We start from the raw sequence: 12574 nt of genomic DNA on the forward strand, positions 1-12574 counted from the left end.
GTCTGCGTTTAGCTTATACGTAAAATCAAAAAAGCCAATACCCACAAGTCCTACAGGTTGTATTTAAATACTTAGGGTCTTTTGAAAACTGAGACTATGAATTCAGCCGCAACCGCAACTATTCCATCTGCAAATATTCTGGGAGAAAATTCTAAAGGCGTGGAGGTGATCTTTCAACTCCTGTCTACGGAGTTTCAACAATCAACCAAAGCTTCGGAACAAAATTGCCACGATGTAGCAAGACGTATTACCACCGAAGTTTATCGGATTTGCCATGAAAGCAAACGTATTCAAGCTTCTGGCTCTGTAGAAAGCTCGGCCATGACCCTGGCTCGGCATCGGCTACAACAGTGTCTTAGGTACTATCAGTTGGGTTCCAATCGGGGCAGGGTAGAATTACACAGTACTCTGAGTGCAATTATTTATCGATACATTAATCCGCCTCAGAAGCAATTGAGTTATCAAGGGCGACTGACTATAATTGAAGATTTTTTACAAAGTTTTTATCTGGAGGCATTAAACGCTTTCCGGCGAGAAAATCAACTCGGTGCTACTTATCGCCCTCAGACGCTTCTAGAATTGTCCGAGTACATGGCATTTACCGAACGCTACGGCAAACGACGCATTCCCTTACCAGGCCGTCAGCAGCAGCTAATTATTTTACGGGCGCAAACTTTTTCTCAACAGCAGCCCCCAGAAACCAGTGTAGATATAGAACAAGCCGCAGAAGGCAGCAATAATGAAGGCGATGGTTGTTGGGAAGAACCAGCAGTGCATCAATTACGCTCCACAATGGCAACGCAAGCCGAACCTGAACCTGAAGAAGATACTTTGCGTTCTGTTGTAGTTACAGAGTTAATGAATTATCTCGAAGAACGGCAACAATCTGACTGTGCTGATTACTTCTCTCTCCGCCTCCAGGATTTATCTGCACAGGAAATTGAGTCGATTTTAGGTTTAACCCCTCGTCAGAGAGATTACTTACAGCAGCGCTTCAAGTATCATTTGATCCGGTTTGCTTTATTACACCGTTGGGAATTGGTTCACGAGTGGCTGGAAGCTTCTTTGCACACCAATTTGGGCTTAACTCCCCAGCAATGGCAAGTATATACAACACAACTGGACAATAAGCAACGGTCTTTATTAGAGTTGAAGCAACAAGGACAAGCCGATGAAAAAATTGCAAAAACTTTAGGGCTGTCAATGGCACAACTTCAAAAACGATGGTTTAAGATTCTTGAGCAAGCTTGGGAAATTCGTAACTCATTAGTGTCCGGATCAGGTGCATCTACTCATGAATAGTGACTCAGAATCCTTACAATCTCAGTGTCTCGGTTGGTTATTGACAGATGATGTCAAAAATAACGATCGATCTGTAGAATGTGAGGAAAATGACGGGGTAAAAAACCTCCACAATGAAGCCACTGCTTCAAAAAGCAGTGAGCCAAAATTGGGAGGAACACCTCAGACCTTTCAATTGGGAGAAATTCCTACTGTGCTAGATCGTTTTCAAGTTGTCCTTAAGAATCGCTTACAAAGCCAAGCCCAAGAACACCCACCTTTATTTCCTTGGGAAACACAATTAATCGACTATCCCGATTTTGTTGATGAGCCGTCAATGACGCTCGTTCCTACCTGGGGGTGGATGGTACAACAGTCGAAGCTGAACCTACCGCGTCCGTTACCGGAGAGAGTTTTCCAACAATTGCTAGAAAAATGTCAATCAATGGTGACATCTTCAGTACCTCTGGGAGCAAAATTAGTTCAAGTGGTGGAGAGCTTTTTTCCCAACGAGTCTCAAGCACTAAACGATATCGCGGGATTGGTGCTAAGAAGTACTTATCGTTCTGTAAGTACTCTGGAGACAATGCCCAATATTCAGAGCGATTATTCAGATTTACAACCGCGTCAACAAATGGCTTTGTCGTTGCTGGCGGCTAAACAACTGTTGGAAAATCTGACTCTACCACTTTCAGCAACTAGTCCGCTGGTAGAAAGACAATGGCTAACCACTGTCGGTAATTTGAACATCAGGGTAGAGTATCAGTCTGTAAATAAACTTACGAAGTTACTTGTTCAGGCTGAGTTACCTGTTAAAGGAACTTTGACACTTCGCACAAGTGGAACTTTAGCAATGGCTACATCTTCAACTCCGGGATACTTAAGTGTAGAGTTAGGTTGCGAACAACTTAACCCAACTTATACTCTGGAAGTTGAGTTTCCTGAAATAGACGAACAGTCGCTTTTGTTTGTGATTAATCCCACTGTGTAACCTTAATTGCCACCGCTAGTACGTAATGCCGAATATCTTAAGGTAACTATTGCCTTAGGGCTTTTTCTGTCTCTAGATACTACTAGCAGCAGGGTGCTTACTTATACTTAAGGGTGATTACAGGTAAGCAGTGGGTTTAATGTCACCCTCCACCCCATAATTGATTTTTTGTAGGTACTCGTTAGTCTACTGGGTTATTAGTAAAGCCTGGGGAACGAGTTAGTTTCTTATGTTGTGCTGATTTCGCCTTTATTTTACCAAGCCACCAATTTTTCACAACAAATTTATTCGATTGGGTTGTTTTTTTATACAAAATTATGTTTGTGACTGAGACTCATGTTCTAGTCCGTTTTAACGGACTTTAGCTATGAGCCTGGAACTTTAGTTCTGGGCGGGTTATGTATAGAATGAAATAGCCCTAAAACTCCTGGGAGGATTTTAACTTTTAAAGATGCGTGAAGACAGGATAAGAAAGCTTCTTCTAACGGGAATACTTTAAAGTAGGGCGAACAGTTTCGTCCTCAGTATTGTTTCCGTGGAATTTTCACTTAGACGCGAAATGCTTAACTTATCCAAGATGAATCGGTTTTGGCGTGTCCCTGTAGGTAATTTCTGGCGGCAAAATTCGCAACGATCGCCTTTAATAGAAGTAGAAGATTCAATTTCCTTGCGGGTGCTGGTGCTAGCGTTGGTTGTTTTGGGAATTGTGGCGACGGATATCGCTGCCGAAACTTCATTCAGCTTTTGGGCATTACCTCTGAGTGTATTGGGTGCAATTTGGAGTTACTATCGTCGCGGCGATCGCAATGTTGCAGTTAAGTTTTGTATCGCTATGGGAATGTTAGTGGCACTAGGTGCTTTCTTTGGGCGATTAGTGGGGGAGTTGAATGATACACGGTTGGGTTTGGCAGAGTTATTAATTCAACTCCAGGTGTTGCATAGCTTTGATACACCCCGCCGCAAAAATTTGGGCTATTCGATTGTTATAGGACTGATTTTATTAGGTGTAGCTGGAACGTTAAGTCAGACTTTAGCATTTGCACCTGTGTTGCTGTTATTTTTAGCGATCGCTCTGCCAACTTTAGTATTAGATTATCGCTCCCGCTTGGGTTTGCAGCCATTAAAAATAAAAAATGAAAAATTAAATCAGAAGAATTCCTTAACTTTTAATTTGAAATTTTTAATTCTGAATTTTTTCGTAATTGTCGGTCTGGGACTGGCAATTTTTGCTGTTTTACCCAGATTTCCTGGCTATCAGTTACGGAATTTTCCTGTAAGTTCTGCGATTCCACTAAAAGGTAATTTCACAGGAACTAGTATTATTAATCCCGGTTATGTTCGCCAAGGTAAAGCTGATAATCAAGGCACTGGTACGGGACAAAATCAAACTGGTCAACCAGGTAAAGTAGATAATAACTTTTATTATGGTTTTAATAGCCAAATTAACCAAAACCTGCGGGGCGAGATGAAACCGAAAGTTGTAATGCGGGTGCGATCGCAAGCTGAGGGTTTTTGGCGAGTTCTAGGATTTGACCGTTATACGGGTAAGGGATGGGAAGTTTCCCGTAATGAAGATGTTACAACCATCAAGCGATCGCCTTGGTCTTACCAAATCTTTCTAAATCGACCTCTAATTACTGCTAAAACTCAAGACATAGTACAAACTTATACAGTGGTGGCGGATTTGCCTAACCTAATTCCGGCGATGGCTTATCCTAAAGAGATTTACTTTCCCACACCAATGATCGCGGTTGATACAGAAAATGGGTTGCGATCGCCTGTGGAATTATCAGAAGGACTCACCTACACAGTAATTTCTGAAGTACCATACCGCGATCGGACTAAATTAGGTGAAGCTTCTACTAAATACCCGCAAGATATTAAACAGCATTATCTGCAAATTCCTCCCGAAATTGCCGAAAAAGTCCGACAACGTACCGAAGAAATTCTTGCTAACTACAATCGAGAAGGGGTAACAAAGTCTTCTAAAAGCCTAAATTCAGCGTCTGAAAAGGCTCTCTACTTAGCTCAATACCTTAAGCAACACTATTCTATTCCCCAAAATGCCTTAGATTTGCCTTATTTGACAGAAAAAGATGACTTAGTAGAAGCTTTTTTATTCAAATATAAAGGCGGTTATCCAGACCACTTCTCAACAGTTCTGACGGTAATGTTGCGTTCCATTGGTATCCCGGCGCGGTTAGTAGCAGGGTTTAGTGCAGGAGAATTTAATCCCTTTACAGGGTTATATGTTGTCCGTAATACTGATGCTTATGCGATGACGGAAGTATATTTTCCTAAATATGGCTGGTTTGCCTTTGACCCGATTCCCAATCATCCTCTGATACCTCCATCAGTAGAAGATACTCAGACTTTTAGTGTGTTGCGTCAATTGTGGCATTGGGTTGCTGGGTGGTTGCCTTCTCCAGTGACAGGTTTGTTGAATAATGTATTTGAGACAATATTTAAGTGGGTGATTGGAGCGATCGCTTGGTTTTTAGGTTTATTCTCTCAAGGTTGGTTTGGCGTATTAACTGGCTTAATTTTGGCAACTACAGCAGCTTTCTTCGGTTGGCTGGGTTGGGGACAGTGGCGAGAGTGGCGCAATCGTCGATGGTTAAAGAAATTGCCAGCGATGGAGAGTCTTTATCAACAAATGTTGCAATGGACAACCCAAAAAGGTTTAGGTAAGCATCCAGCCCAAACACCTTTAGAGTATGCCAAAGGATCATATCAACATCATGCCCCAGCGACTGCTGAGGTTATAGATGAGATTAGCCAAGCCTATGTTAGTTGGCGTTATGGTGGTCATGCTCCTAACTTGCAGCGACTGCGACAAAGATGGCAAGAACTGAAAAAGACTGCTAAGTAACTTAATTCCTAGTAGAGCGCAAAATTTTCAGCTTATCTCTTTTGAGAGAATATCCACTTATTTCGACAGACCTAATTAGACAAATAATTTAGATGCCTAAGAAGAAGTTTGAAGATATTCCCTTTCCTCCTTTAGTCAGCATGGATACGGATACTCCAGTTTCTATAGAGCAAGTTTCAAACATTTTGAGGGAGCGACAAAAGGGAGCTAGTATCTGTATTCGTAGTACAGAGGGACACACTAATCGAGGCGGGTACTTCTTTCATGTCCTGCCTACAGACAGTGATTTAAGCAAATGCGAGTTATACAACTTTGAGAAAACGTTAGTTGCTACATTACCTTTAGAACAGATAACCCTCTTCATCAATCATTGTTCCGGCTTGGAGTTCAACGAGTGGGTATTTCAATTCTGCCAATCAGTTGTTAATTTCCGGCTTGACCCAGCTGAACCTGAATCTGCTGAACTTGAATCTACTGAGTCAGATCCTACGGACTTTGATTCGCTTGAATAAGCCGCTTTGGTTTTTTTCCTGTTCGCTTCAATGTCAATTTTCCTTTTTTATACTCAAATTCTCTCCAAGCATATTTATCTGTAAGTAAGTAAACTTTGCTGACTGGTAGCTGGCTGAGAACTAAATTTTGTTTTTTCTGTGTTGAAACAGCAGAGCTTAATAAGAAGCAAACCTCACCTGACTGCCAACCAACTCGCTGATTTTCGTAAAGGACGGCAACAACCTCAGTAGATCCAGAAAGCCCAGGTAAAAATAAATGAGCCAAAGTATCTAAAGCTGCTTTGATCACTCCATTTTTAAAGGCAAGATAGTCTGCAATAGTACGGTGAACTAGATCCGACTTAGGTGGTTCATATTTAAAGCCCTCTTGCCATATCCGTAGAAGCTTACCATAATTGCCCTCTTCCTCGTTATATGTGCTGTCTTTGCAATTGACAGCATATCTAAGATCAAAGCCTTGCAATCCATTACCCAAATCTTTAGGGGGACAATTGAGCCAGTACCAGTCGCGCAGTAAAGCAAGTGAAGATGCATGGAAAGCATACGCATGATGAATGAAGGGCGCTCGATCCCAGGTGACATCTTCAGGGTCATACCTCCAGTCCCAAGCAAAAACAATCACAAAGTCGGTTAGAGGATGAATGTCTTTTCTTAAAGTATCAAAGTTAGCAGACTTTTCTTCAGCAATGGTTTGAAGGCATTTAACCTCAACCCGAAGACCGCGATCGCCTGAAGATGTACGAACTTCTAAATCAGGGAAACGGTTAGCGACAACGTAACTCCAGAAAATATCTTCAATCTGGTGATCTTCAAGAATGCGAGTTGCCAAACGCGCTAATTCATATTCGATGATTAGACTCACGCGATTGCGTACATCAGTAAGGTTTCTCTCATTTTCTGGAATTTTCTCGCCAGCATATATACCAAGCCTACGCCTAACATCAATTTCATTCAGCCTTTTAAGAACTTCTGGCAGGAAGAAGTCGGTTAACCAACACAATGTATCTAAAGGGTTGGACTCCCCCCTTAGAAAGGTTTTCAGGCTTTCAGAAGTGAGTGCCATTTCTTTATTCTCAATGGACATAAAAGATGTTGTCTTTGGGCTTCCAATAAAAGAATAAATCAGTGCTTGTACTGACGATGTGAGCATTAATTGAGAGCGGTCTAAAAAGCTTCCAATATCCGATTTGAGGTTCTCTACTTTTTGGTGCTGACTCAAATACTGACGGCGAATTTCCTCTTGAACATCTTTAGGTGGAACCGGAATCATTACTTGCAACAATTCTTTTGAGTTAATTCTTGGACGGCCAATACCTGCTACCAAATGCATAATTTGCCCATAAACAAAGTCTGACCTAAGTAAAACGCTGAGTATAATAGGGTCAATTAGATATGTGCCATCAGATGCTTTATTGACAGTAAAAACTGAACATTCCGACGAGACAAAACCTGGTTCTGCAAAACTCATTAATGCAACCTTTCGCAGGTTAGGACGCATTTTTGCAAAAACGATATCACCAGGTTGGTACATCTTGACTGAGCTTTTCAATGAGTCAGCTAGAGTTGGAACTTGTTCAAATTGTCCAGTATTTGATTCAATATTTGCCAACCCTGTATATCGAATAATTGCGCCAGAGAGTTCTTTGCATGGAGAAATAGAGACATTCCTTTCTGCACAAATATCGGCTAAACGTTTTAATGGATAAATACAAGTAGCAATTAATTGTTGGCTTTTTTTTCTAGATGGGTGATGATACTGGAAATCTATTCTATACCCATTTGTCTCTTTGTCAAAGTTAGAATAAACATCAGCAAGATATATATTTTGTGATTTATAAACTTGACCTTCTTTCAGGTATTTTTCCCAAGCATTTAATATAGAGGGAAGATCGCTATTAAGATAATTTTTTCCATCCTCGTCGTAACCAATGTCTTCATCGCCACTTGTTTTACGTCCAACTTTATCTGCTCTAGCAAAAAATACTGGAAGATTGCTATTCTCAGCAGATGTTTTTTTAGACATTATCAAAATGGAGGCATTCACGGTAGCATAAGGCATGAATGCAGTTTCAGGCAGACTGATAACAGCTTTTAGATCAAAGTTTTTGATAATAAACTGTCTTACATCAGTTGCGTGAGACAAATTTAAAACACCTTCGTCAAGAATTATAGCAAGTGTACCCTTTTTACGTAAAAGAGCATGGCAACGTTCAATAAAGAGAATTCCACGCCGACGAGATGACTTGCCTAATCCTAATTCAAATGTTTCTAAAACATCAGACTCAGTAAAATCGCTGCCAAATGGTGGGTTAGTTATTATCGCATCGAAAGATGAAAAAAATTGTTTGGCTTGATTACCAAGAGTCCCCCCAGCAGGAAGAAACACTGTACGAATATTTTTTGCTCCGTGAAGAAGCATATTAATTCCCGAAACCCAAGAGAGCCGCTCGTCAATCTCAATACTTGTAAGGGATGAATAATTTATTTGATGCCTTGCAATGCTAGAGAGAAATCCACCCGTCCCAGATGCTGGATCACAGATATCACCTTTAATATAAGGCTGGCAAGCCCAAACAATAAAATCAACAATATGAGGCGGTGTGAAAAATTGTTGATGATCGGCTTTGTCAAAAGTATTACGAACAATTTCTTCGTAAGCCAATCCTTTGACATCAAATTGTGTAGATGTGAAATTGAACGATTGAAGGGCTAAGACACATTTCATGATTGCACTATCAGAGCAATCAAGTTCACTAAACCGTTTTGGAATAAGGTTGCTGTGCTGGTATGCAAGATGCTGATAGTATTTTCGGACGACGCAGGGATTTACAGGAAGCTCAGAAGGGGAGAAGGGTGTGGATGCTTCACTGTTGTAAGTTTTATCAGATATAATCTTGGCGAAGACTAGTTTAGTGATTTCGTCAAAGCGGCTGATGATATTGCTCTGGCTATCATTGTCACGGAGAATGTCATGAAGCCGAGATACCAGTAGGCGAATACTTCTTAAGTCGAACACATCTGACGACATGAAACCTGTCTTGTCTGAAAATAGCTTCAGGTGTTGTTGAAGTTCCTTGGGCGAGGCAGTTTCAACAGAGTTAACATCGTGCAGAGCTTTGTTCGACAAGAATTTAGACATGGCAAAACATTATAAAACCTTATTATGGGTTGAAATTCTCGAAACTATTAGCAAGCTATTTAGAGTAATTGCTGGGATCGAAGTAGATTAAAACTCTGAAGATTACCTTACAGATTTTTATCATATTTTTTTTGTCGCAATCCTAAATTTACATTCTATATTGTCTATTGTCTGTAAACAGTTGTCAATTGCCTTTAGACAACTTACACTAAAATTATGATTTGAAGTTAAGCCCATAACAGTAGTGCAAGTTAAACGAGTAGTAGAAGTGGTGCAGGACTTCCCAGATATTGGAAAGCGGATAAAACAGGCAAGGGAGAGAGATGAACGGTCTCTCTCACAAATTTGCCGAGAGGCTGGTATTAGTCGCGCCTATTGGTATCAATTAGAGGCTGAAAACTTGAGAGCGCCGGCAACAGAAGGAATCATCCGTAAGATTGAAGCAGTTCTAAATGTTGACTTAGGAGTGAAATTTAAAGAATAGTTTAAGATGGCAATCCTTCCGTTATTGGCTGTTAAAGCAATCGAGAGAGAAATGTTGCTTAATTTGAGTGAAAATCTACAAATGCGATCGCTTCCACTTCAATTAAAACAGGCGATCGCAATTAGTGAAATACAATATAATTTAAGCGAATTTACTTGCATTAGCTGTTATTTTGAATTTCGTCTAACTTGGCACGCACTGCCTGGATATCCTGCCACATCAACCATTTCGGCGCACCTCTTTCTTTTGAAGGGTTACGCAGCAAGTAGGAAGGATGAAAAATTGGCATACATAAACGTCCTTCCCACTCTAGCCACTGTCCGCGAATTTTCGTAATTCCGCGCTTATCGCCTGTGATGCCTTTGACAGCAGTTGCACCTGTTAACAAAATTATTTTGGGGTCAACTAGGCGAATTTGTTCTAGTAAGTAGGGTAAACAAGCTGCGACTTCTAAAGGTGTAGGAACTCTATTATCTGGTGGACGACATTTATTTATATTGGCAATATATACATCATGTTCAGTAGTCAGATTTACGGATGCCAGAATTTTTTCCAACAACTGCCCCGATCTGCCTACAAATGGTAAGCCTGTTTCGTCTTCATTTTGACCAGGGGCTTCTCCTATAAGCATAATTGGGGCTTTGAGATTACCGCGTCCGACGACAGCATGAGTTCGAGTGTCTCCCAAGGCACAACGGTGGCAGCGATCGCAATGCTGTGTCAACTCCGAAATGTCAGAATAAGTTCCCGGAGCGATCGCAATTTTAGCGTCTGTGGGAATCAGTTCTCGTTGGTTAAGGGTTGAGTCGTCGAAGAGGCTGAGTTGGGTTTCGCTGCTCATGAAAATTATGATTTTGGTATCAGCACCATTTGTCTTATTTGAGTTAAATACTGCTCTGGTTAGAGATTTATCAGAATAAATAGACTTTTGCTGAATACTTAATTATTTATACAAATCTTATTGTATCAGTTAACTTGAGACAAAATTCAGTCATCATAAAAGCAGTACCGTCTTAACATGCTGGGGGGAAACCATGTCACATACCCCGCTTTTCGCCGATCGCACCCATGCGGGTGAGGAATTGGCGCGAGTGATTCATGATGTTTTGACTCAGCAAACTATTGATTCTGGGGTAAAGCCTGTACCAATTGTTTATGCTTTGCCAAGAGGGGGTGTACCAGTAGCAGCACCAATAGCACGTCTTTTGGATTGTCCGTTGACAATTGTTGTGGCGAAAAAGATTAGCCATCCAGAAAACCCAGAGTTAGCAATTGGTGCAGTGACTAGTTATGGAAATGTTCTTTGGAGCGAGCAAAAGCTATTTCGCCCTAAACATGATGCGCGATGGCAAGAAGTAGCTTTAAATAAAGCGATAAACCAAGCTAAGTCTCTTGAGGCTCTATTAATTCCTGCTTGTTTGCAGGTGAATGCAGAGAATGCGACGCTGATCTTAGTTGATGATGGCATTGCTACAGGTATGACAATAGCAGTAGCGGCAACTGCTCTCAAAACGCTTTCTCCAGCAGCAGTTTGGCTATGTACTCCAGTAGCACCACAAACATTGCTACCCTGGTTAGAACAGTGGGGCGATCGCACCATTGTTTTGCAAACACCGGAACCCTTTTGGAGTGTAAGTAATTTTTACGCCCAATTTCCCCAAGTAGATACATTAGAAGTTCTCGCGTATCTCCAGCAACAAAAGACAATGGGATAAATTGACTTCTGCGGGTAATTTTAAATTATTAACTAATTATTAACTCTTAATTATTCCTTTCCCTCTCTTGCTTTTTAACGATTTTTGGACGTTTTTCTCAAAAGAGCTAATGGCATCAGCAAGTTTTGTGGCTCTTGTCTTTATCTCCATTCCGAATTACGTTCGTCCTAGTGCCGAGGCTCTATTACGAACTTGTACTGAGCGACTTGTGCCAAGCACTCGAAAAAGCGGACATGGAACCGTTGCCGAGGTAAGTCGAAGTATTACAAATTATTTAAATATGTTCCTTGCTGATATTGCATAGCTTTGGCATAATCACCCAAGGCGTAGCAAGCAGTTTTCAGACGATCGAGAGCTTCTTCTTCACTGCGCCGATCTTTGATACTTCTAGCTAACAGCAAACGTTCTTCATAATACTTAATGGCTTTGTTATAGTCACCCAAAGCTTCACAAGCAACTCCTAAATTACCTAAAGACTGTTCTTCGCTACGATTGTCTTGAATTTCTCTAGCTAATTGCAACCGCTCTTCATGATACTTAATGGCTGTAGCATAATCACCTAAGGCATAACAAGCATTTCCAAGATTCTTTAGCACCTGAGAAGCACTGCGAACATGTTTTAAGGAGTATGCTAGTATTACACACTCCTCATAATAGGCGATCGCTTTTGGGTAATTGTCCAAAGCATACCAAGCATTACCCAAATTCTTGAGTACCTGTTCCTCGCCCCAGTGATCTTTGAGTTCCCGGACAATTTCTAGGCTTTGCTGCTGATACTCAATTGCCTGCGTAAAGTTGCCCGAAGCTTTATATACCAATCCCAAATTATTCAGTGCTGCTACTTGACTACGCTTGTCTTGCAGCTGTCGCGTTATTTTTAAACATTTTTCCAAAAATTCAATAGCCTTTTTATGGTCATTTAGATGACGGTATGCATTCCCTAAATGGGAAAGTGCTTGCATCTGCAATGCTAAATCTGAGGTGTTATTCACCAAACATAAACACTGTTCGGAGTAAGATATAGCCCCTTTGTAGTCTCCAGCAGTGTAACTTACCAATCCTAAAAAAGAAAGTGCCTGTGCCTGTTTTTGCAAATCCCCAACGGACTGAAACAGCCCCAAGGATTTTTGTAAGGACTTCAACGCCGCTATTAATTCACCAGCTTGCTGCTGTTGAATTCCTTGCCGTAGTAGCTTAGAAGCTTCCGATATGTCGTCACTTTCCGGTATAGGTAGTGTTTCTGCTTGTGAACCAGAGTCAAATTCATGGGTAATTGTATTACGCTTCACTGATTTTAAGTATGTTATGGGTAATTGCAGGGAACTGTATTTTTCGATCTGTGATTCCATTCACCTTTAGACATCAACCCTTTCCTGTTAAGTCTGGTGCTAAATCTAGTATTCCCAAAACCACGATGTATCTTTCATCAGGTTGGTTTAGCGGTTTAGCAGGGGTGAGAGTCTATCAATGAAGCGATCGCTTCGCTATTGAATCGTTAATCGAGGCTTTCAGATTAAGTAACTAGCTTAAAAAAAGTATAAAATTTTACTCATATCCAGCTTCCCTCTCCTTTATAAGGA

9 protein-coding genes and 1 pseudogene are annotated in these 12574 nt (G+C 40.9%); 7 read left to right on the plus strand and 3 right to left on the minus strand.

What is annotated here, in order from left to right:
• The first annotated feature begins 96 nt into the window (after positions 1-96).
• From hetZ to V7K73_RS23715, 4 genes are all read left to right on the plus strand, one after another.
• Positions 97-1302, plus strand: a complete 1206-nt coding sequence (hetZ, locus tag V7K73_RS23700; protein WP_334883603.1) for a heterocyst differentiation protein HetZ — start codon at positions 97-99, stop codon at positions 1300-1302.
• Positions 1295-2272, plus strand: a complete 978-nt coding sequence (locus tag V7K73_RS23705) for a PatU (protein WP_334883605.1) — start codon at positions 1295-1297, stop codon at positions 2270-2272. Before hetZ ends, V7K73_RS23705 begins: the two co-directional genes overlap by 8 nt.
• Positions 2273-2849: 577 nt before the next feature.
• Positions 2850-5144, plus strand: coding sequence for a DUF3488 and transglutaminase-like domain-containing protein (locus V7K73_RS23710; RefSeq protein ID WP_334883607.1), 2295 nt, complete (start codon positions 2850-2852; stop codon positions 5142-5144).
• Between the two features lie 92 nt (positions 5145-5236).
• Positions 5237-5656 (plus strand): hypothetical protein, encoded by a 420-nt coding sequence (locus V7K73_RS23715; RefSeq protein ID WP_334883609.1) that lies wholly within the window; start codon positions 5237-5239, stop codon positions 5654-5656.
• Here the strand turns inward: V7K73_RS23715 and V7K73_RS23720 are convergent.
• Positions 5631-8795: an N-6 DNA methylase gene (locus V7K73_RS23720; RefSeq protein ID WP_334883611.1), complete on the minus strand. Its 3165-nt coding sequence runs from the start codon at positions 8793-8795 to the stop codon at positions 5631-5633. The genes V7K73_RS23715 and V7K73_RS23720 overlap by 26 nt on opposite strands.
• Positions 8796-9039: 244 nt before the next feature.
• Between V7K73_RS23720 and V7K73_RS23725 the strand changes: the two genes are divergently transcribed.
• Positions 9040-9279: a helix-turn-helix domain-containing protein gene (locus V7K73_RS23725; protein ID WP_334883613.1), complete on the plus strand. Its 240-nt coding sequence runs from the start codon at positions 9040-9042 to the stop codon at positions 9277-9279.
• Positions 9280-9439: 160 nt separating this feature from the next.
• Here the strand turns inward: V7K73_RS23725 and V7K73_RS23730 are convergent, their stop codons facing one another.
• Complete coding sequence (locus tag V7K73_RS23730) at positions 9440-10120, minus strand: uracil-DNA glycosylase (RefSeq protein ID WP_334883615.1); 681 nt, start codon at positions 10118-10120, stop codon at positions 9440-9442.
• 193 nt (positions 10121-10313) lie between these two features.
• On the opposite strand from V7K73_RS23730, the gene V7K73_RS23735 reads away from it, so the two are divergent.
• Positions 10314-10994 carry a phosphoribosyltransferase gene (locus tag V7K73_RS23735; protein ID WP_334883617.1) on the plus strand — a complete coding sequence of 227 codons (681 nt, stop codon included), beginning with the start codon at positions 10314-10316 and terminating at the stop codon, positions 10992-10994.
• A gap of 263 nt (positions 10995-11257) precedes the next feature.
• Here the strand turns inward: V7K73_RS23735 and V7K73_RS23740 are convergent.
• A pseudogene (locus tag V7K73_RS23740) lies at positions 11258-12357 on the minus strand (tetratricopeptide repeat protein).
• On the opposite strand from V7K73_RS23740, the gene V7K73_RS23745 reads away from it, so the two are divergent.
• The gene (locus V7K73_RS23745; RefSeq protein WP_334883677.1) at positions 12334-12465 is read left to right on the plus strand and encodes a hypothetical protein; all 132 of its coding nucleotides are present in this window, start codon (positions 12334-12336) and stop codon (positions 12463-12465) included. The pseudogene V7K73_RS23740 and the gene V7K73_RS23745 sit on opposite strands and share 24 nt — an antisense overlap.
• The last annotated feature ends 109 nt before the right edge of the window (positions 12466-12574 follow it).

Source organism: Nostoc sp., from assembly GCF_036916975.1.
Lineage (GTDB): Bacteria > Cyanobacteriota > Cyanobacteriia > Cyanobacteriales > Nostocaceae > Nostoc.